At 57.8% G+C, this 21498-nt stretch carries 19 protein-coding genes and 2 pseudogenes; 1 reads left to right on the forward strand and 20 read right to left on the reverse strand.

Translation table 11 applies throughout. The features are described from left to right. Positions 1-476: 476 nt before the first annotated feature. Both AO277_RS29805 and AO277_RS29810 read right to left on the reverse strand, forming a co-directional pair. Positions 477-1346, reverse strand: coding sequence for a methyl-accepting chemotaxis protein (locus AO277_RS29805; protein ID WP_371411892.1), 870 nt, complete (start codon positions 1344-1346; stop codon positions 477-479). Then, positions 1347-2507: pseudogene (locus AO277_RS29810) on the reverse strand (HAMP domain-containing protein); the annotation flags it as partial. Positions 2508-2947: 440 nt separating this feature from the next. Here AO277_RS29810 and AO277_RS26925 point away from each other — a divergent pair. Beyond that, a complete protein-coding gene (locus AO277_RS26925; protein WP_257214251.1) occupies positions 2948-3169 on the forward strand; it encodes a MobA/MobL family protein in 222 nt (73 codons plus the stop codon). Here the strand turns inward: AO277_RS26925 and AO277_RS26930 are convergent. The 18 genes and pseudogenes from AO277_RS26930 to traQ form a co-directional block, all read right to left on the reverse strand. Further along, entirely contained in the window at positions 3166-3693 is a 528-nt protein-coding gene (locus tag AO277_RS26930; protein WP_044320037.1) for a hypothetical protein, read from the reverse strand. The two genes, AO277_RS26925 and AO277_RS26930, sit on opposite strands and share 4 nt — an antisense overlap. Positions 3694-3832: 139 nt before the next feature. Then, a complete protein-coding gene (locus tag AO277_RS26935) occupies positions 3833-4126 on the reverse strand; it encodes a type II toxin-antitoxin system RelE/ParE family toxin (protein WP_005730619.1) in 294 nt (97 codons plus the stop codon). After that, positions 4126-4311: a type II toxin-antitoxin system RelB family antitoxin gene (gene relB, locus AO277_RS29355; protein WP_003348562.1), complete on the reverse strand. Its 186-nt coding sequence runs from the start codon at positions 4309-4311 to the stop codon at positions 4126-4128. The genes AO277_RS26935 and relB overlap by 1 nt, the downstream gene beginning before the upstream one ends. Positions 4312-4397: 86 nt before the next feature. Continuing rightward, a complete protein-coding gene (locus AO277_RS26945) occupies positions 4398-4691 on the reverse strand; it encodes an HU family DNA-binding protein (RefSeq protein ID WP_044320036.1) in 294 nt (97 codons plus the stop codon). Positions 4692-4836: 145 nt separating this feature from the next. After that, on the reverse strand, positions 4837-6150 hold the full coding sequence (locus AO277_RS26950; RefSeq protein ID WP_099259157.1) for a replication initiation protein: 1314 nt from the start codon (positions 6148-6150) through the stop codon (positions 4837-4839). A gap of 410 nt (positions 6151-6560) precedes the next feature. Continuing rightward, positions 6561-6989 (reverse strand): GntR family transcriptional regulator, encoded by a 429-nt coding sequence (locus tag AO277_RS26955; RefSeq protein ID WP_024669064.1) that lies wholly within the window; start codon positions 6987-6989, stop codon positions 6561-6563. A 78-nt stretch (positions 6990-7067) separates the two neighbouring features. Continuing rightward, positions 7068-9356 carry an F-type conjugative transfer protein TrbC gene (gene trbC / locus AO277_RS26960; protein WP_099259158.1) on the reverse strand — a complete coding sequence of 763 codons (2289 nt, stop codon included), beginning with the start codon at positions 9354-9356 and terminating at the stop codon, positions 7068-7070. Beyond that, positions 9343-10518: a thioredoxin domain-containing protein gene (locus AO277_RS26965; RefSeq protein WP_099259159.1), complete on the reverse strand. Its 1176-nt coding sequence runs from the start codon at positions 10516-10518 to the stop codon at positions 9343-9345. Before AO277_RS26965 ends, trbC begins: the two co-directional genes overlap by 14 nt. 85 nt (positions 10519-10603) lie before the next feature. Continuing rightward, positions 10604-11803, reverse strand: a complete 1200-nt coding sequence (locus AO277_RS26970; protein ID WP_044319789.1) for a secretion/conjugation apparatus DotM-related subunit — start codon at positions 11801-11803, stop codon at positions 10604-10606. Between the two features lie 92 nt (positions 11804-11895). Next, positions 11896-12546 carry a plasmid IncI1-type surface exclusion protein ExcA gene (excA, locus tag AO277_RS26975; RefSeq protein ID WP_002556019.1) on the reverse strand — a complete coding sequence of 217 codons (651 nt, stop codon included), beginning with the start codon at positions 12544-12546 and terminating at the stop codon, positions 11896-11898. Between the two features lie 48 nt (positions 12547-12594). Further along, positions 12595-14736 carry a DotA/TraY family protein gene (locus AO277_RS26980; RefSeq protein ID WP_044319788.1) on the reverse strand — a complete coding sequence of 714 codons (2142 nt, stop codon included), beginning with the start codon at positions 14734-14736 and terminating at the stop codon, positions 12595-12597. Between the two features lie 28 nt (positions 14737-14764). Next, positions 14765-15367, reverse strand: coding sequence for a conjugal transfer protein TraX (gene traX / locus AO277_RS26985; RefSeq protein ID WP_044319787.1), 603 nt, complete (start codon positions 15365-15367; stop codon positions 14765-14767). Beyond that, on the reverse strand, positions 15357-16571 hold the full coding sequence (gene traW / locus AO277_RS26990) for a conjugal transfer protein TraW (protein ID WP_044319786.1): 1215 nt from the start codon (positions 16569-16571) through the stop codon (positions 15357-15359). The genes traX and traW overlap by 11 nt, the downstream gene beginning before the upstream one ends. A gap of 42 nt (positions 16572-16613) precedes the next feature. Continuing rightward, positions 16614-16850 carry a hypothetical protein gene (locus AO277_RS26995; RefSeq protein WP_044319785.1) on the reverse strand — a complete coding sequence of 79 codons (237 nt, stop codon included), beginning with the start codon at positions 16848-16850 and terminating at the stop codon, positions 16614-16616. Positions 16851-16873: 23 nt separating this feature from the next. Next, entirely contained in the window at positions 16874-19930 is a 3057-nt protein-coding gene (locus AO277_RS27000; RefSeq protein ID WP_044319784.1) for a putative type IV secretion/conjugal transfer ATPase, read from the reverse strand. Further along, the gene (locus AO277_RS27005) at positions 19905-20516 is read right to left on the reverse strand and encodes a hypothetical protein (protein ID WP_003344377.1); all 612 of its coding nucleotides are present in this window, start codon (positions 20514-20516) and stop codon (positions 19905-19907) included. Before AO277_RS27005 ends, AO277_RS27000 begins: the two co-directional genes overlap by 26 nt. Before the next feature lie 80 nt (positions 20517-20596). Continuing rightward, entirely contained in the window at positions 20597-20992 is a 396-nt protein-coding gene (locus tag AO277_RS27010) for a DUF6750 family protein (RefSeq protein ID WP_007247244.1), read from the reverse strand. A 75-nt stretch (positions 20993-21067) separates the two neighbouring features. After that, positions 21068-21448: pseudogene (gene traQ, locus AO277_RS27015) on the reverse strand (conjugal transfer protein TraQ); the annotation flags it as partial. Positions 21449-21498 lie beyond the last annotated feature (50 nt).

The raw sequence follows: 21498 nt of genomic DNA on the forward strand, positions 1-21498 counted from the left end.
CCCCCCTTATCGGGGTCCGGGGAGCAATGGAACAGCCAACCGACTTAAGGTGGTGGCGATCCGTTTTTCTCAGAATTTGCACCTTTATTGCCTGTCCGAAAGAGGTCCCTTCAACGCAATAAATTTAGGACTAGCTAAATGAGACGCCTAATGCAGCGTATTTACGGGCCTTGACCGATCGATTGCTTAGCGTCCGTTGAGCGATCCTCTTTCGGACAGACGCTTAGGTTCGGCTCATGGAGAAAGAAGGCCAATAGCTACTATCCTTAAGTCGGTTGGCTGTTCCATTGCTCCCCGGCCCCCTAAAACAGTAAGACGTTGAAAACGTATTGTTATATTGCTACAAAACTGACCGCAAACGATAGCTAATGTACGATTTTGTCCTAATTCTGCGGGCTCCCCTTCTTAAGTGCATTTTCTGTTCCGTTACTCCCCACACCCCGTGACAGACATTTCGGCAGTTTGTGCCGGTCTGATCAGACAACCAGCTTGAAACGTGCGACGACATTGCGCATGTCGCTCGCAACCCGTGCCAGTTCGTCGGCGGTCACTGCGTTGTTGTCGATACCCAGCATCAAGGTCCCGGAGCTGTTGCGAATTTCCATGACGTTACGGTTGATGTCTTCGGAAACCGCATGCTGCTGTACGGCAGCGCTGGCGATCTGGGTGTTCATTTCGACGATACGCTCGACACCCTCGCTGATGCTCGACAGGCTGCCGGATGCTTCGCTGGCCGCACTGATGCACGCTTGAGCCTTGTGCTGCCCTGCCTGCATTTGCTGCACGGCAGCGTCGGTCGCGCTTTGCAGCTGTTGAATGATGCTGCGGATCTCTTCAGTAGACGCCTGAGTACGCGATGCCAGCGTGCGGACTTCGTCAGCCACGACCGCAAAACCACGACCCTGCTCGCCGGCACGTGCCGCCTCGATGGCCGCGTTGAGCGCCAGCAGATTGGTCTGATCGGCAATAGTGCTGATCACCTGAATGACGCCGCCAATCGACTGGCTGTGCAAGGCTAGCGCCTGAACCTTCTGGGCACTGACTTCCACTTCATCGGCCAGGGCCTGAATCGTTGTGTGGGCCTGATGCATGATGCGCAGCCCATTACGCGAAGCGGTATTGGCCTCGTCAGCAGCCGATGCTGCGCCTTCGGTGTTCTGCGCCACATCGGCGACGCTCGCAGTCATCTCGTTGATAGCGGTGGCCACCTGTTCGGTTTCGGCCTGCTGCGCGTTCATCGATTGCTTGGCCAGACCAATGGAAGTGCCCAGTCGCGCCGCCACGTCAGACAGTTCATACGATGTACGATCCATGTGCGAGATGGAGCTTGAAAACGCTTCTGCCATCAGGTTCAGACCATTACCGATATCGGCCACTTCATCCTTGCTGACCACTTGCACTCGCGCACTCAGATCACCGTCGGCCAGTCGACGGGTGACACCCAACAGGCTGTCGATGGCGATGCGCAAGGCGCGATAGATGCTGCTGAACGCATAGAGCAGCAACAAACCCACAATCACGCACATGGCGATCATCATCTGGCGTAGCTGGAGCAACGAGGTGTAGCGGGAATCCAATTGGTCCTGCAGTGCAACCTGGATTTCGTCTTGTGCCTTATAAAGGGCAGCGACCGCAACGTTACCCTGAGCACCGAGCGCCTGACCTCTTGGTGCCGAGTAGTCCGTGCCTTTGACATAGGCTTGCAACTCATTGCGGAAACTGTCCATTGCCGTGGTGGCCGTGGCGATCGGATCATTGATGCGGTTGGCCAGTTCTGGAGAGCGTCGTTTGAGCAAACGAACGCTCTGCTCAAGCTCGCCACGGAACAGCAACTCGAGCCTCAACAGGCTGTCGAGCGAACCGCGCATCGAGGCGGTCAGGCCCTGTCCTGTGCTAATGCCCGCAGTGATACCTCGGACCTGACCGGCCACGTTGATTTCCCTGGGCATACGAATGGTACTCAGGTCGATCAGAAACAGCGTCGCAGGATCATCGTCCAGCACCAGACCAGAGGTGGCCGATACGTAGTAGATAAAGTTGAGCGTCTGCGCCAGTTGCTCGTTCCACTGAGCAAACAAATCGTCCGGCGACAGGCCCGGTTTGACACCTTCCATCAGTGAGCGCGCACTTTCGCGAAGGCGCTGCACGCGATTCTCTGTTTCCAGCTCAGGGCCCTTGCGAGCATCCATATCGGAAAGATTATTGAAGGCCGTTTCAAGCTGGTTGCGGTTATTGGCAAGGTCTTGAGCAGCAGACGCATCACCTGACAACAGACGGTTGGTGTGCGCGCGCTGGAGCATGGAAAGCCGCAGAATAGGCGTGACGGTAAGCAGGTATTCGCGACCGACACGCTCTTGCTCGACGCTATCGATTCTTGAATTCAGGTTGCTGAACACCCTCATACCGAGAATGACCAGTGGAATAACGATAATTACGGCTAAAACGGCAAATTTGGCAGGGAAGCGCAGGCGGTTGGTAAGGCTGATACCAGGCGAAAGAATGTTCATGTCTTTTCTCGTTTTAATTGAAGGTGCCTGATCAGGCTCAAGAAACACCCTTCTTTGCAGGTGCAGGTCAGTTTTGCGATGCCAAAACAGCTCATCTACATGAATAGATAGCTCTATGGCATCACTAATGGCAACTCATCATTGAGAAGTTCAATGACGGCCATAAGCTGAATATAGACCTATCGGCAATGCCACGCAGAACGTGAGCCTGAGAAGGGGTCGTTTCCGGCTGGGGCGTGCAGGCCCTCGTGCCGCTTGGGCTGTATCCGAAAGAAGTACACCTCAACCCGGCGTCAGGCCGCTCACCAGCCCCCTGTCAGACTAGGACGGTTTTCTGTATATTCTGACGGATCGCCGTCAACTTCTATGACCTCAACCTGACAAAATTCACGCTAGCGTACGATTTTTTCCGTTTTCTCTATTCGCCCCAAGTAGTCGCCATCCGCCAGTTGTGGGAGCAGATGGCTAACCGCGCCTTGGAGAACGCTGGTTCAGATGCCCGAATCGATTCACGCAGTCTCAAGGCGCAGGGCCTAGATCGCGAGGCGACCATGCATCTGGGGCCGGTGGCCAGCGACATGGAACGCCGCGGAAAGGCCTCTGATCGGGGCGATGGCAACCGGCAAGTTGCTGTGAACAACGCGATGCTCGAGCAGATTTAATGAAGGCCCGTGGATTTCTGAAGCTGTGACAACTGACGTAGCGAAGGCGAAATGACGCGCGCTAGCCATTTGTCATCCAAAGGCGGAATGGCACCCAATTGTTCTGCGATGTACACACATTGCAGCAACGTTTGCTCCAGTAGCAGATAGGGCGCACCGGTTTCGTCTTCCGACATTTCCAAGAAAGACGGTGACGTCGTCGCCTTTGTGGCCTTCTTGGCATGTTCTGCGGCAAATTTCATATCCAAACGCTCTAGCCTCGACTCACTAGAGACCGTCACAACGGGTTTACCCCATTGCTTGTTAAGCTCGGCTTTGCTCCACCAGGTGGAACCTAACGGTGCCACCAGTTTCGCTTCCTCTAAACTCCATAGCGCGTCTAACATCTGCTCCAGACTGAGCATAACCATGCGCTCACCATTGACCTCCAATTCGAAGGCCAGCCGCTCTGGCGTATTGTCATCCTCATCGAATCGAACTCTGGTCGGCCAAGCTATCAATTTCAAGTCATCAGAAAGCTGCAATGTCCTCTCCTGTGATCATGGAAAAAAAGGGGCCGAAGAGCAATGGAATAGCCAACCAACTTAAGTAGCATCGAAGCATGAATACCAAAATTTCCTACCTGATGACCCACCGCACTTCCCTGGAACGCTGGAGTGAGCACTACGCTAGTCCAGTTTGGGGATATTCTTGCCGTGCGTGGACGACGTTCACCACTTCTATGCGCGTTGAGGTGACGCGATAAAACACCAGATAGTTAGGATGGGCCACGATCTCGCGCATTCCTGGAACGCGGTCACTTATCGCATACAGATAAGGATGTTCTGAAAGGGGCAGAACGATGCTACGTAAGCGCTGCCACAACCTTTCGGCAGCAGCTATATCACGTAAACCTATGTATTCGATTATTGCCGCCAAATCGTTGTCCGCTGATTCTAGCCAGAAAATGGGTAGCATCAGGACGCTCGGCGATGGCGCAATCGTGCCAACCGCTCTGCCATCCTTCGCTCGACTTCATCATGCGGGATAGCAGGGCGCGAGTCGGCCAGACTTGCCTCCACCTTCGCGCGTAGCCAGGCGGTGTAATTGGCCTCTAGCTCTTCAGTTTCAAACTCCGAAACGATAGGCGAACGATCAATCATAAGGATTTTCTCCATTTATCTCTGAGTGAGTTTACACCCGAGCGACTGACGAAGGAATTTTCGGCGGTTCCGGCGTGCAACCCCTTCTATGAGACGCCGCCCTTGTTGATCGCGTCGTTCAGCACTTTAGCCGAGAAGAACTTGACGACGTTCTGGGCAGCGATTTCGATGGCGGCACCAGTCGAAGGGTTGCGGCCAGTACGTGCTGGACGCTCTGCCACTTTCAGTTTGCCGATGCCCGGTAGAGTGATTTCTGCACCGCTAGCCAGTTGGTAGGCAACGATCTGTCCCAATTGCTCAAGAGCCTTACCCGCGGTGGTTTTTGGCGCATCAATAGCTTCTGCAATACCGGCAACCAATTGGTCTTTCGTCAGAGCCATGGTGGTGTTCCTTCCCTATCAAATTCATTTGGATTGCAGAGTAAGGGGTCAGCTTGGGGCAGGCAAGAGTCCCGCTCTCCAATAGCAGCCCCCATCTACCACGAAATGTAGAGACACGAACCAGAATTCATACGCGCACTCCCCATCATGAACCATCCTCATGTTCTGTTTTTAAGGGCTCTCCGGCTTGCGGCCCCTGCGGGACCGCAGGTATCTGATGTACACCATATTGCACACCCGAGGCGCGGCCATCAGTAGGCTGACCACCCGGGGCCTGGACGGGTGGGGTAGCGGGTGAACGTTCTTGCTTAGGTTGCATGGGCACAGCCTTACGGCTGGCCCTGAGAACACTCACAGTGGCCGGTTGAGCAACTTCAGTGAGGATGTGCGTGTAGCTGGCCACCGTTCTCACAGAAACGCCGGCAAGTGTTGCAATGGCAGTACGTGCCAGCGCCTTGCCCTGGTCTTGAAGCTGTCGGCACGCAGCGCGTATCTTCGATTCGGTGGCTTTGTGCCGCAGTTCATGGGTGCGCCTGGCCGCCAGGCTCTGCCGCTCGGTGAGTGACAAGCTGCTATCGAGCTGCATTGCGCCTCGATGGCAACGACGATCACCGGTGTACCGATCCCACGTCCAGCGACCTACGGATTTGACCGTGGCGCGTATCGACGACAGCGGCAGGTTTTCCGAAAACCCCTGTTTTAGAAAGCAATTGTGGTTGTAGGCATACGCATCGAGCGAGCGCATGAACGACTCAAACGAACCCAGCTCGCGCTCGCGATTGACGATGCTGTACGCAAAATAACGCAACTGCTCGAACAGGATGCAGTGCCGCGAATGGCTGACCTGGTCCAGCTTGGGGCCGGTGGCCCACGGTTTGACGGTCAACTCCACCGCGCTCGCCAGTTCGCCCAGTTCGTACACGTGGTTGTGAAATTCGGTCGTCTCCCACCAGGGGTGACCGGGTGTTTTGGCGACAGGGCCACCGTGATAGTCCACGTCCGCGTCGAGGCGAGCGGCAAACGCGGCATAGATCGCCTTCATGTACTGAATCGGCTTGGCCCGTGCGTTCTCGGTGGTGCACACGGACGGGACAGCATAGAACAACTGGGAATGGCCGCTTTTTCGGTTACGCACCATCAGATTCGGCGCGGGCAACCCGGCATCGTCCCAGGCCAAGGCGTTGGCATGGTCCAGGTCGAACACCAGCCAGGACACCATGCCGGGGCGATTGACCTGCATATAGGGGTAACGCAGCGCGTATTCACGAGGACGAACGCGGGTCGCGGTTTTGTCGTCACTGCACCGCGCCATGTACGGCGCTTCCAGCAATAACCGGTTGAGCGCAGTGCCGTCTTCGAAGAAACGGGCAGGCGGCAGGTGGGTGCTGCTGGCCAGCGGATCGGCGTTGGCCGTGGGTGAGGTCGCGCGGGCAAGACTGATAGCGTTGTCGTGGCTCATGCTTCACCGCCTTGGCCAACTGGTTGGCCAACGCGGTGAAAAGGTGTGACGCAAGGGATCAACTGGGGGGCCAAGGTGCGGTCATCGAGGTCGCACAGCAGCTGAAGAATCTTTTCCATAAGTCCACCGTTCAGCGGTGAACTGAAGGCTTCACTTTTGACGACTTGCACAAAGCCGCAGTGAACGCCATAATCAGCTCACGTTATGTGTGTTGAACAGGTGATCCGCGTATCAAACGGCCTGTTCAAGATTTTCCAAAAAGCCCCGCCGGCAAGCGGGGCTTTTTGGTTTCTGCGATTAGTGAATCTACATCGTCGCTTTCCTGCAAATAAAACTGTGCCGGATAGTAGCATGGGACCTCCGCTTTTCGCCCTACAAAATCCGCTGCTTTCAAAGAGCTAGGCCACTCATCAGCACGGGGTGGGGCGCAGCTGGCCCAGGACGCGCAGGATTTCATTTTCAAAGGCCACTTTTGATTCGAGGTCGCCCAGCTTTGTATGGCGTTCTGCAACGCACCTCAGCAAGCCTGGCAGGTGACCGTACTGGGGCGGCTCATTGCCGTTCGTGACCAGGTAGCTTTTGTGGTATTGCGCGGCGATATAGCCCTGCGTCTCCAATGAGCGCAGCGCTTCGCGCACCGGCATACGGCTGACCTGGAAAGCATCGGCGATGGCTTGATGCGTTAGGCGCTCACCCGATTCAAGCCGTCCATCAATGATGGCTTCGCGCAGCGCCGCTTCGATTGTCTCGCGGGGCAGCGCTACAGGCTGTGCAATGCCGAGGGCTATGGTTTCAAGGACGTGCTGCGCGTGCAGTTTTTGCGCTCTGCAGTTACTCATTTACTTCTCCTTTTTACGCATGCGAACACAACCCTGCGCCGGCGCATCGGTATCGGCGCGGCACAGGGTTGCGGTCTATTAATCCCAGTCGAACGGCGCCGGCGAATAAGATCCATCGTCGAAATAGGGCGGTGACTGGTCGTGGCTTTGTGGAACAGGCGTTGTGGCTCTAGGTGCAGTCGCCTTGCCCTTCACTTTCGGCGCTCTGGCCGGATCGATGTGCTGCGCCTGGTAGGCCTGCAACCGCTTGCTGCCGACGGTCAGATCCAGCGCCGTGGACGATTGCGCCACGTAGCCGCTTCCGCGCTTGGGCACATGCTCCAGCGCTGTGTGCCATAACAAGGTGCTGCGCACTGCCGCTCCAGGACGGCGACGCCAGATCAGCCGCCACTCTTCTCCCAGCTCGTTCAATACGACCAACGTCGGATCTGTCAGCACCAGGTTTTCAAGGTCTGAACGACCAGGCTTCATTGCCAGGTGGTACAGGATCTGCTGCACGCGGTCCGCGCGCGGATAGCTGCGCCGAATGTGAGCAGGCGCACCGGCCAACAAGGTGTCCAGCGCTGGCGGGGCCACCTCGATGAAGCGGTTAATGCGGATCGCTTCCTTGGACAGCTTGTCAGCGTCGTGAATGTACAAGGAGCTGCCGCGAATCACTTGTCCGTTGAACAGCGTGATGTTTTCCCCCTCCTTGAGCTGCTGCACTTCCTCGACGCTGACTTTCTTCTCATCTTTCAGGCTCAGTGTGTCTGCTTCCTCCCAACTGGCCCCCATTATTCCGGCCTGACGCACCATACCGCTCATCACTGGCAAGTACTCGGTACCGGCCATCAACTGCAGTATTTCGAGAGTGTCCTTGGGGTCCATGATCTTGCCGGTGATTCGGACCCCCATGTTCCCGATCAGCGTCCACACCTTGTCGCCGGCCGCCGACTTGAGGCGCTGCGCCTCTTGGCTGGCCAGGAGCAGGCAAAACCCCAGGGAACGTACCTGCGTGGCCAGCTCGCCCAGCTTTTCGGTGTAGTAGGCCCCGACCTCGTCGCAGATCCACAAGAACGGAAAGCGGTCCTTGTACTTGCGGATCACCAGGATGTCTTCGGGTTTGCCCTCCAGTTTCTCCCCCAGATCCTGGCTCAGGATCATGGCCAATTGCGACACGTACAGACGCCCAAGGGTCGCGGCCTCGGTCGAGGAGATTTCCAGCGCAGGAATCAGGACCACCAGGATGCGATCGTTATGCACCACGTCCTTGAGGTCTATGTCGCCGGCGTCACGAGCAAACACATGGCCGTAGGTGTCATTGAACAAGGCCAGCATGCGGGTGAATTGCTGGATCAGAAAACCATGCTGATCCAACGCGGTGGTCGCCCATTCCTCCGGCGAATCCACCTTGGCCAGGTCAAAACCGGACAATGTGCCCAGGTAGTTTTTCAGGGGTAACTGGGCGTCTTCATGCCATTGCTGTTCCACCGACTGGATGTAGAGCTTGGCAATGGCCCGCAACGGCAAATGTGCCTGGATCGTGCGCTGGGACATGACCGTGCCTTCACGCCGGCACTTGTACACCAGGGAGAACACCAACGCCTGAATCATGGCCCGGGCTTTCTCTTGCCAGCCGGCATCGTTGCCCGCAGGAGGCAACATCGAATCCATCAGGTTGATGATGTAGGTTTCCTGAGCAATACCAAACGCGTTGACGGTATTGGTCTGCCCTCTACTTTTGTTGTCCTCCAGCAGTTCCTGCGCCCTGGAGCGGCCCCCGGTGATGAAGTTCATCATCCGAACGTCGTCTTCACGGCCAAAGCGCCGGGCCAGGGACACGATCGCGGCGGCCACATCATTTTGGGCCTTGCCGTCCGAATAGATCAGGCCCTTTCCATAGCCCAGCTGGCCCAACACGTACCCCAGCAGTGCTTCGGTTTTGCCGGCACCGGTTGTACCGAACATCAGAATATGGCGGGTCATGTCATCCAGCGACAGCCACAGTTCACGCCCGGCGTCCCGACCGCGCAGGTACCCCATGTACAGGATGCCCGCTGCCTTGAGCATCACCGTGCGCATGGCCGTGACCGGCAAGAAACCCAGCAACTTGCCCGTCACCTGGCGTTGCGTCGAAGGGTCGAGGCAGTCCATGTCTGAAGGCATGCGCATGGGCATCTGCCAGGGTTCGAGCAGCATGACAGGTGACCAAACCAGCAAGGCCGGCAGACTGAGCCACAGGCTGACCGGGTACAGGACGCCTCCCACCACAGACCCGGCAAGGCCCAGCGTCAGACTACCGGGGCCCATCAACCACTCAGCCAGTGCCGAGTGGTAAACCCGCCGATTTAGGCGCGTGCGCTCGACGGCGTAGTCATTGGGGCGCATTCGACACCTCCTGAACCTGGCGGGCAGGTTGCTCATCGAGGAAGGCTTTAAGCCTGATCGGATCACGCAACAGCGTCTGCGGCACATAGCGCCCATCGTCGCTGATCACCCAAGGTGTGCCCGGTATGCGATACGCCTGATAGGCCGTCTGGTTGATCCCCAAGGCCTTTTCTGCCACATCGCACGTGCCTGCTGGTTGCGCCGCTTTCACTTCCACCCCTTCCGACGCAGGCTTTAACTGGGGTTTCCCAAGGTTCACACCCTCAGGGGCTGCATCAAACAGGCGATCCCACGCGGTTTTGCGCTGCTCAGGCGACAGGCACAGCACGGGCGTAATGGCGGCGATCGACTTTTCCTTACCAATCACCGGCACAGGAAACACCACCACATTGAAGGCGTCGGAGAGCGTGTTGAGGGACGACTCCAGACGCTGGCAGTTCGGGCAGCCAGGATCCACCGGCACAGGAAACACCACCACATTGAAGGCGTCGGAGAGCGTGTTGAGGGACGACTCCAGACGCTGGCAGTTCGGGCAGCCAGGATCCGAAAAGACATACAGCGTGCGCGCGTGACCGCTGGAATAGTCAACGGTGAACAGCTTGCGCTCGGCAGCGTTGTGCAGCTTTTGAGGGAGTGTGGCCCGAACCTCCCTGGGCAATGTCCAGCCATCGTCGGGTGCCACGTCTGCAGCGGACTGGCGTGGCTCAGACGCGATCGGCGCCGGCGCGCTGCGCTTGGCCAGGTCCGGCTTGGGGGCGCTCGGGACTGAGGGCGTGATGACCTGCGCCGCCGGCATTACAACAGGCCATTCAAGCGCTCGGCCAAGCCATGGGGCACCGAGGCAAAGCACAACCAACAGCACGAACAAGCCCATCAGACGCCGCCGGGTCTTGCGTCGTCCATGACGCAGCAAAGCCCGCGACAGTGCGGTCAGTAGCTCATGGGTTTCGTCACTGTCATGGGTTTCAAGAGAGAATTCAAAACCCTGAACATCGCGGCAGACCACACCGTCATTGCTCAGATAAAACGAGTGCTGATGGCGAAGGTCCAGGGTGCAAATCGTGCGTGTCACGATGCCTGCTTCCTGATCTGCCTGATAGACAACCAGCTGATCGCCTTGGATGTCCACCGAAAACGGGGCGCGCAAAGATGCCGAGGCCATGGGTTTTCCTCTGATAGAAGATGAATTCAATTGAATGGAACAGTGCCAGAAAGGGGATATGAAGGGCGCGGCGAGACGTAGCGCTTCAGGCTGGCTCAGTTAACTCAGTAGGCTGCACGGCATACACCGCCGTCATGACAGGAAGGTCAGAGGCCTCCCGGCGTTTAGGCGTGATGACATGTCGCGCAAATACCAGACCGATGCTTTCCAACTCGGCCTGCAAGCCATCGATGGCCTGGGTCACCATCAACCCAGGACGTGGCAGCCCCAGCTTGCTGGCATGGACTTCTGCCCGCGCCTGAGCCTGAACACCAGCGCCTTCCACAAACACCTTGGCCGTGTCGGCACTGTGCAGCGCATACCACAAAGTACGGTTAACCCCCTTGAGCCAGCGAAAGCGCGCCGGCGCCAAGCGCAGATCGCGGCCATACAAGGCCACCAGCGCGGTGCGCATCGATCTATGGCTTTGCAGCCACTCACTGACGCCCGGTGCTTTTGCAACGCGATCAAACCCCGCGTCGGCCAAGCCGTACAGCGGCGTCAACGAGAAGGTCTTGCGCCGCAACAACCCCTTGATCATGCAGGAACGGTTCAGGTCATCGAGCAACCGGGTCGCCGCCTTGCGGTCATTGAGGAATACCTGCAGACCGAATACGGCCAGCAAGGCCCGTTCATAGGGCGTCAAGTCCAGAAGTCCATTATGGACATCTCCGACTTGCTCCTCGAACACCGCACGAGCAGCCTCTCGATCCAGCACTTTGCGCTGCACCAGGTTGTAACGTTCAGCAAACTCCTCGGGCTTTAGCGCCCAGGCATTGCTGGGAGAGGTATCGTTCATCAGGCCATCGGGACCGGACGCGGCCAACACCGGGATGACCGAGGGTGCGAAACGACTGACTAGGCCCGGCAACGTGTGAATGTTCACCAGACGTTTGCTGCGAAACGGCAGTACCGGATGCTGCGCCAGCCCCCAACTGCTCACAATCACCAGCGGTATAAGGAACAGCAGCAGAATCCCACTGGTGGCGTTCATTACCTCAAGCCACTCATCCAGCGTCACGGCCTTGGCGTGATTGGCCACGTCGGCCAGCAGGTTGATCTTGCCACCGGCCCAGGCATGGATGAAGGGAAAATCCACCATTTTCCATAACCAATAAAGCGTCCAGGTGGTCCAGTACACGAAGATATCGAAGAACATCCAGCACAACAGGACGGCTGCACAAAGCGCCAATAACATCTGCGCTTGCTCGCCCTCCCATGCACCTTGGGATTGTCGATTTTGCATTGCGATGCCCCACAAATAGTCGCACCGCCCGAATTGGGCGGTGTGAGAGAAAGGTAAAGCGCGTCGGGAACAGCTGCGGAGGGGTTATGGCTTCACGCCAGGCGTGGGATCTGCACGTTCAGATCACGTTCAAGCGCTTCGAGCCGGTCATGCACATAGCGGTTGAACGGTTGCGGGGTGCTGTACTGCTTCTGCTTGTGTTCCATAGCCCCTAGGGTGTCATACCAAAGCTGCGCCAAGGGTGTGCCGATTTCGATCCGTGGAAGATCCGGGTGTTTGGTATAGAGGCGTAATATGCCCTTGCCTTCCACCTCGCGGTTGGTCCAGTCGTCCATGGTCAAAGCCACCACATCTAACTGCCCCTTACGAATGCGGTGCACGTACAGAATGGTACCGTTCTTCGTATCGATGCCCAGGTACTTGCCGTCACCCTCGTGATAAATCTCATGGGTAGGGTCTGGGTTGAAGAACTGCGGCGATTTTATGGCTCGTGTGACTCGCTTGAGCAGACGGCGGCGACTCAGTACGCCATAGATGAATATCCCCACGGGAATCAATATCGCGGCCCAGATAATAAGTGTACCCAAGACATCACCTGGGACTCGGCCCCGGGAGTGTTCAGATGTCACACTGAAAAACATGACTATCCCAATTAATAGTAAGAATGGAAAAGCCAAAAGCATGTAGGCAAGCTTGATCAGCCAGATCAATGTTTCTTTACCAGTTTTAAGACGTTGAGCCATGAGTTCACACTCCAAGAAGCACATTCGTAATATTGGACGCAAAGAGCCTTACTGAATTCCATCCCCCCCGTTACCGTCAGGTTTCTTCGGTTGCATTTTGACCCCAGGAACACGCTGAGCGCCACCACCAGCCGCACCAAACATGCCTTTCATGTTATCGACCATGCCGCCCATCAGGTTGGCCCCTTCTCGACCTCCTAGAAAAGAGATCACGTAGTCCGCCAGGGACGCCTGCAGGCCGAAGAGTCGAGTCACACCAAAGGTCGCAATGCGGGCATAGATCATCAGCCACCCGATCATCTTGAACAATCCCACGATCGAGTCCGCGTTGGCATTGGCCAGCGCCGAGGCAAATAACAGATTCAGGATAGTTCCCCCACCGATTACGGCCACCGACGCAAAAAAGAACCCCAGTACCATCAATGAGGGCCGCAGCATCATGTCGATCAGAAAGATATAACCGTAGGTACTGCGACTCCCCTTGTCCTCTTCGGCCCCCAGGTGCGTGGCAGCCCACATTGAGCCCGCCGCACAGCCCACCAGCACACTGACGACCCAGTTGAATATACCCACCATCCAGAACAGAAAGGGTACAGCAGGCAGAAATACGGCCAGCGAAAAACCGATGGCCAGCAGGGCGAACATGACGAAATAGAACATCGGGGCCAGCGCACCCAGCACATCTTTCACCACCGCTCCTACATCCACCGCAAATATCTTGGCCCCCCAGCCCAATGGCGAGTTGCTGGCCGACGAGGCCGCTGCCCAAGTTCCGGCATACCCCGCCATCAAGGTTTCAACAGTCCCCAGCGTGTAATCACCAATGGTCTGCATCTTGATGAGTGGGTTCACTTGGTTAGAAAAACTGGAGCTGTTCCCTGTCGTCGAAGTTGCTATTAAGTTGGTGATCGTCTGCATAGGATTTTTGAAAAAACTCACAAACACCGAATTCGGGTCTTTCGCCGTCGCTGCCGCCCCATCATCCTTGGCCGTCTGCGTCCCCAGCGGCGCGGTGTAGGTACTGTTCTGCACCTGCGATTTGTAGGCTGCGAACACCTGGTTATACAAGTCGCCGGTGCCGTGCTCGCCCAGATTACTCATCCCCATGACAACCGGGGTCGAGCTGGCCACGTCGTTGGTCTTGTTATTAGCTGTGGCGAAGGTGTGATACCAACTGCCTAGGGCCACCCAACCACTGCTTTTGATCTGGCTCGACAACTGGCTTTGCAGTGTGTCCTTGAAATCTATCTTGTTGAGGGCCAGGTTCACCGTGTTTTCATAGGCGGCGGCTGCGTTCTGGATCTGCGTCTCGGCGTCCTGGAAGCTCCCCGTATCCTGGTCGCGCTTGCTCAGGTAGGTGTCTACGAACGCCTGTGCCGCTTGATCCAGGGTGCTTTGCATGGTGTCTAGCGCTTGGTGCTGCGCCGTGATCACCCCACTCGTGTCCACGTCACTGTCAAACAGCAGGTTCCAGGTTCCGGTGCGGCCCGTATTGGGTGTTTTGGCAGAACCACACACCGCGCTGCCGTTGCCAGTGTCGTATTGGCCGTTGCCCCCCTTGGTGGTAATCAACGGGGTATTGGCCACACCATCCGCATACAGCGACTCCAGCTCACGGTTGATCGCGTACTTGCACAAGTTCATTTCAAAGATGCCCCGTGCCGCGCTTCGGGTTGAAGGAGCCGTGGGTTGCGTCACCATCGAGTAGCCGCTGTCCATCATGTCCACAGCTTTATCAGTCAGCAGATTGGCACTGCCAACCCCCATGGTGGAGCAGGCCCATACCATGACGAGCTGGGCCAGTGACCAACCTGATTGGGTGGGCAAGATCATGATGAAACCGGCAAACGTCATGATCGGGTACAGCGCAGATCGACCGCCTGCGAAAAACTGTCCCTGATGCCCAGCCTTCACGATGGTTTTCAGGGTGATGGTCAGAAACCAGAACAGGGCCATCACGGCCAGCACGCCATTGATAATGGCGAACAGTGAGCCAATCAAGGTTGGCTGTGAGGGTGCAAATGGATCGACTGCTACTTGGCCCATGATCATTACCATCGCCTGGCGCGAGAGGTCATTGGGCTTTTGGGAGGCTGCCGCGATCGTCTGGTAATCCACGTTATCGGCCAATACCGGTACGGAGAAGGCCAGCAGAAGACCCATCCACCAGAAGCGTTTAATGAGGTTCATGGCATCTGTCCATATTTAGAGGTCAGTATTACTTGAGGTGGCCGCGAGTAAGCACCAGCCGGCACCACCGGGTCTCGGCCAGAAAGTCTTTGAAGGTCCCTCGTTCCGCTACGCTGACGCGCCTTTTCTGCAGTTGCCACAGTCGGTAGGTCGCGATCAGCGTTTTAACGAAGCCCAAACTGGCGATTGCCCCGAGGACCAGGAGCGTTACCGTCGCTCGAAGAAAGGTGCTCAATGGCAGGCTGAAGTTGGCCAACAGCAGCATGGCCAGCAGCAGAACACTCAGGCTGGTGCTGACCATCAGCAAACACCACCATCCCGTCCGGATGCGGTTGTAGACGGTCAGCAGCTGTTCGATGGTCCTTCCCGAACGAGCGACAGCCACACTCCAACTGACACCGACTGCATCTGCCTCAGTCGTTGCTGACGCCGGGGTCAGCAACGTCTTCAGTAGCTTCAGCTTTTGCGCCGTCGGTTTTATGCCCCGGCGATAGATCACCGCCAGGTCAGAGAACGGGTTGAGGATCGACAGCCCCACATGGCCGGCGCGCCGTAACGGTGTGCCCGAATGCTTGTCGTCCGGCGGCGATTGTTCGTCCTCGTGCTTTGTTGTGTCAGGTTCAGTTTTCATGTGCGGTGACCCCCGAACTCATTTTTGCTCCCAGTTCCTGAAGCTGCGGAACGTATTTGGCGTCTGCCGCCAGGGCCAGTTGCTGGCCGGCAATTATGTTGGCCTGGCGTTGGTCGTTTTTGAGTCCCAACTGCAGCCAGTTGCCCAGGCTCTGCACGCGCACCAATTCACGTATCAGGTTGTCTCCGCTCAGGGCCTGAAGGTCGGTTTCATAGGCGGTATTGGCATAGCGCCTGCCCACCTCGAAAGCCTCGAACTCGCGCTCGCTCATCACCCCGGTGCGTTGTGCTTGCTGGCTGCCCGTTGAAGCGAAGTACTCCGCCGCTGACGGATTCTGTAGCGCCTCTTGCAATGCCTCCTGTGTGGCCGGATTGGCCTGACTGGCGGCGATAATGTCCAGCTGCGGTTGAGTCGCGGCGCTCTGAATCGCCTTGTACTGGGTCATCAGCCCCTGATACTCACGTCCCATGGCCGACTGGATATCGCCCTTGCCCGGTGCCCGCCCCCCGTCATGGCGTGCAGAGTTCTTCATGTACGCCATGCCCGCATCGACTTGATCCTGATTGAACGTCAAGTCGGGGGCCTTGCCCACGGCTCCCGCCCCGTCGATCAACGAGCGCATTTCGATGTCGCCCCCAGGCAAGCTGGAGACCTGCGGACACAGATCAGTACCGCCGTACTGGGCCGATTCGCTTTGTGTGCAGTACTGCGCGTGCATGGCGGCACTGCGATAGCCACCCTGACGCGAGGCCACGGGCTCGGAAGCGATGGTCTTCTGCACCACAGCATTGCCGACGCCTGCCCCGCTGGCCAGCACCGCCGTTTGCGCACGGCTCACCTTCCCCACCGTGGCCGCGACCCCAGAGGCCGACTCGCTGCAGATGCTGTCAGCGACCGAGTACTGTTCTCGGGCACGCTCCAGGCGCTCGGTCTGACGGCCAAAAATATCGGCCTCGCGCTGGGCACGTGCGGCCTCAGAAATAACCGCGACTTGCTTGTCACTGGCCTGCACGATGGCCGTGCCGATTTGTGTCTCAGTGGTCAGGATTTCCGCCAGGGTAGCTTGAAGGCCGCCCATGGCCGGCATCACCTGCGTTTCAATAGGAACACTGCCCGTGACGGCCACCGGCTGGACGTACGCCAGGACCTGTTGGGTTTGCAGTACCCCCACGGCTATCGCCGTTAATGCATAGCGCTTTTTCACAATCACTTCCTCAAATGTCGTAGCCGGGACTGACATTTCCTATCAGTTCGCAACGCGCACCAGGTTCTCCGAGACCGTATCCGCCAGCTCGGGGGCAAGGTGTTCGCGCATGAACTGGATGACCTTATCCGTAGCGCCGATCCCAATACCGTGCTTCCGGCCAACGACCAGCAACCGATGGTGCTTTGCCATCCAAGTGGCCAGCTCCGCCAAAGCCTGTAATTGATCCGGGCTCGCTTCACGCAAAGCGTCGTGCAGGGAATCATTTTCGTTATTCATGGAATGTGCTCTCCGTTTATTGGCTATAGGTTGTAGCCGCGCCGTTTGATCAACTCGTTGGCCAGCGTGCGAATCACGTTATTGGAATCCGCTTCACCCGCTTGCTTCTGGCGCAGCGCGATGAGTTTTTCTGCCGTGCCTTGGGGAAAGGCTTTGGCCAGGATGGCGCGAGCCGTGGCACCGCCGACGGCGTCATATAGCAACCTGCGCAGGGCGCTGTCAGTCGGTGAAGAGCCCAAGGCCCATAGCTCCAGGGGGCCCATGGCGTTTTTCAAAATGCGCGCCAGGGTGCCGCCACCCTTGATTCGGAACACGCCCAAAAACGGTACGCCGCTGCCATCCGCTGCTGGACCTGAGCCCAAACGCTGAAAGCGCTGCAGAGTGACCTTGGGCACTTTGATGGTGTCGGTCAGAAGCTTCTCGTCCTTGGGGTCCACCTCCATCATGTACAACGAGTTGGCCGAATTCAGAATGGCGTCGGGAAAGTCGCTCACGTACTGCGAGGACAACACCGTGCGTATGCCGAATTTGCGTTGCTCACGGTCCTGGGTTTCCAGCATGGGAAAGATGAAGGGCACCTGTTTGGCATTGTGCAGCTCGTCGTAGACCTTGGTTTTGACCTCCTGATCCAGCTGCTCCAGGCGGTCGAGATGCATGGGGTGGTAAAGCGTGGGCACCGCCTCCAACAGCTCATCCCGGTATTGCGGTAACACAAAATCGCCCCCAGCCACCTGGCCCGCAAACAGGAACATGATTCCGGTTTTCAGGTGGCCAGCATTGGTGGTGTTATCACCCATGACATTGTTCAGATCGATCGCGATCACTCGCGTGCGTGGACTGATCAAGAACTGCGTACGCCCGGCCAGCATCTTGAATTCTCTACAGGCGTCAGTCATGCATCGGTGCAAGTACTCCAGCAACAGCTCCTGACTGCCATCACGTTGCACCCGACCATAGGCGCTTTCTACGTCTTCATGGTTCAAGAAGGTGGTCATGTCGGCCAGTTCCGGCACCGCTTCGAACTGGGCCAGCTGCGCTTCCTTAACAAAGCCTGCTTCAAACAACAGATCGCGCACCTCATACCAGGTACTGCTATCCCACCACTGGGCCGGATAGCGCTCGATCAACCCGCTTTTATTCAAGGCAGTGTCAACTCCGGGGACGACCCCGCGCGCCCAGCGTCTGGGGCTTTTTTCGGCATTGGCGATATAGGCCATGCTGATGACGCGGTCCAGTATTTGCCGGGTATCGCGTTCGTTTGGCGGATTGCCGGTAGAGGGATCAATACACATGGCCGTGAGCATGCTGATGATCCAGTTACGCTCGGGGGCGATCGGAAACCACGCGCCCAGCTGGATATCGAACAGGTTCCGGCAATGCTTGGGGCTGTTCTGCAGCACAATGCCCACGACCTCGTCCTTACGATCCGGCGGCAGACTGTCGCGCAGCAAGGCGACTTGACCTTGCATCGAGAAACCTTTGTCCACCCCCGCCATGAACGGTAATCGCTGCTGGGCGCTGGACACCGTGACATTGCCCAGCTTGTTCAGCAGCACCGACTTGCCCTGGCCGGAAGAGCCGGTGACCACACTGGTGAGCTTGTTCTGCTTGGGGGTGGCCAGACCGACCGGATAGAGCTTGCCATCGAGCGTAGCGAACAAGGCATTGCCGTCCTCCTCCCAAGCCGAGGCCGGTCGGGTCAGCGGCAGCAGGTTCAGCGCCTCTGAAAGCGGCGGATACAACAGGTTCGGGCCACTGCCTTTGCTGGAAGCCACCAGCGTCGAGGCCCATGCGCGTACAGGGTTGCCGAAGGTTTGCGTCACCTCGCACACCCCCCAGGCCTGAAAGGCCTGGGTCAGCAGCGTCAGATGGCGCGTCACTGCGGCCTGGCTGTCTCCCCAGGTCGATGCCATGATCGTCATGACACACACCGGCTCCTGCTGCTCGACTTTCGTCAACGTTTCGATGGAGTTCCAGATGGGGCGAAGCGGCGGCACAAACGCCATGAAGTCCAACGTGCCTTTTTTCATGCCCAGCGACTTCATGCCTCCAGGCATCAGGTCCATGCGTACGCGCCAAGGCACGCCGCGAGGGACCAGCGCTTTGAGCTTGGCAAAGGTCTGCGGCGTCTGCGGCCCCAGGACTACAGACAAGGTCCCATGCCACATCCCATTGACGCAGAGCTTGTTGCCGTTGGTTTCCATGTCCTGGTTCATCAGCTGAAATTTCAGCTGCGGGGCCAGAAACGGTGTGTGATCGTCGCCGTTACGTACACCGTGCGGGGTGATCGGATCATCAGGGAGCAGCGGGTACCAATGCTCACTGGTACCGAGCCGGTCCACTTGAGAGCGCAGTGCCTGGCCCACTGCATGGGCATCGAGCAGTTCCAGCAGCACACCCTGGCCGTCATCTTTAAAGGCAGCTTCCACAGCGCTCATGAAGGCGTCGTGGCGAATTTTCAGGCCGGCCATTTCAGCTAGGGCCGGATTTTGTCCATACCGTGCATCCGGGCTTTGCCCGATCAATTGCTTGATACGGCGATTCTCGTCGATCAGTTCATGCGCAGAGAGCGCCTTGCGTCCGGTGTAACACACCAGGTAGCAGCGTTCGCGAGAGACCCAAGGGGCCAGCTTTTCAACGTTTTCGTCCAGGATCGGCGTCAACTCGATGCCGGTCCGTTTGACAGAAGCGTACTGAGGGGCCAGCAGGCGTTCGACGTCCTCGCGGCCTCGATCAGGGTCATCATCGAACACCAGGCTGATTTTGTGTCCATGTCGGCGATAGTGGGCTGTCAGCGCATGCATCATGCGCTCCAAGCGGCCGGCCCAGGAATAAGGGGCCTCCAGGGGTGCCGCTTCGTCGGTGTCACAAAAACTGCCGGCAACGGCATACACCGAGCAGTAATCGCCATCGTCGTTGACCAGTACATACGGGGCATTGAGGGCTGGGTGGCGAGTGCGATCGTCGTCCGTCAGACGCAGTACCGTGTTCAAGTCGCAATAGTCGGGCAGATCGCGTGATACGGCAAACCGGGAGGTTTCTGTGATCAGGTCTTCAACCCAACGGATCAAGCTCGGCATAAAAGTCACTCCGTTTATAGGTGTCCCAGCTGCGGGAGGAAAGTGCCCCCGCGACCGTTTTGCCGGTGGGCAGTAATAGCGACAGATCCTCGAACATGTCCGCCGGCAGGATCAGGGCACAGCCTTCCAGGCGGTTTCGAAGGGTCGAGCGCTTGTGAGGAGGAAGACGCTGAAAGGCCATGGCGAATTCGCCGGCACGTGTCGTGCCCCAGGCTTGTTCCACCTCACGGCCATGTCGAGCCAGCCAGAGCAAAACCCTTTTTCCTTGGGCACGCTGCGTGCGGGTACCGCCGAGAATGGCAATCAGCGCACGGCGCTGCAGGTGATGCACATCCGTCATGGCCATACCGGGCAGGTAGGCCAGCACGCCGTGAGCCGCCGTAGGGCTGTCCAAGTGCCCGGCCAGGTAGCACAGGGTGCAAACCGCATGGGAGGCGGTAAACCCTGATCGAGCCCCCTGCCACAGCTTTTGGGTCCACAGTCCGCAGCAAGCGCATTGCTCGCCAGGCATAGCCGTCGGTACCGGCGTTTCAGGATCACCGCTGACATCGAGCATCAGGGGGATATGCGATAGATCAACATCCATAGCTTCGCCTTCTGCAAGCTTCAGAATTGGGTTTCGGAGGGAGGCCCTGCGATGACCGAAGTCACCGCAGGAGGGTTGGCTTAGCCCACATCCACGGGCGCCAAGCCGACCTGCGCTTGTGAGCGCTTGATGATTTCAGGCACAACCACCAGGCATACCCCGAACAGGATGGACGCGACGATCGCGCCGATTTTGATCTGCGGGTTGTCTTTCTTGTTCTTGGCCGCGACCAGCCCACCGATCACGAAGATCACACCGACAAACTGAGCAATGGTCAGTGCAGATTTCTTAAGCGACGTGGCGCCTACCGCTGCCGAATCACCCATCCCGGCAATGTCGGCACCGGCAGCACCGGCAAAAGCCAGCACTGGGTTGGCAGCCATGGCTGCCGTCAGGCACTTCAATACGCGTTGACGCAGACCGTCTTTGAAAACAGAAAGGCGAACAGCAGCGCACAGCATTACGTCTTTGGACATAACCAACTCCTAGGGATTAATCAGTAGGGTGTAACTATCGAAGGTGCGCCGAGGCGCTTTGACATCCCGATCTGCTTACAGCAGGCCGAGGGTTTTTTGCAGGGCGCTAAGCAGGTATGGATTGCATACGCAGAAAACGCCCAGGACAAATTTGAGGGTACCGCTTGAAACGTCCTGACTGGCCGATAGGCCCGTATGCCCGTCCTTGAACGAGCGTTTCCAGGACAACATGCCTTGCAGCGCGAACCAGACGCCCAGCATGCGCACCAGACTTAACACGGCATTGGCCGCATCGGCTGCGACACCAAAGGTGCCCACGTCCACGTAGCTGATGGCATCGAAGGTCGCGCCCTGCCAACCAAACTGGCGGGCGGCAGCACCGATCATTTGATCGAGGCCGGCCAGGCCACCACAGAGCAACAACACGGCGATGACCTTGCCGCCTGAACCGCCCCGGGTTTCTCGGAGACCCTTTTGTTTGAGTCATGCCACCTGGGCAGACTCGG

Source organism: Pseudomonas amygdali (genome assembly GCF_002699855.1).
GTDB lineage: Bacteria > Pseudomonadota > Gammaproteobacteria > Pseudomonadales > Pseudomonadaceae > Aquipseudomonas > Aquipseudomonas amygdali.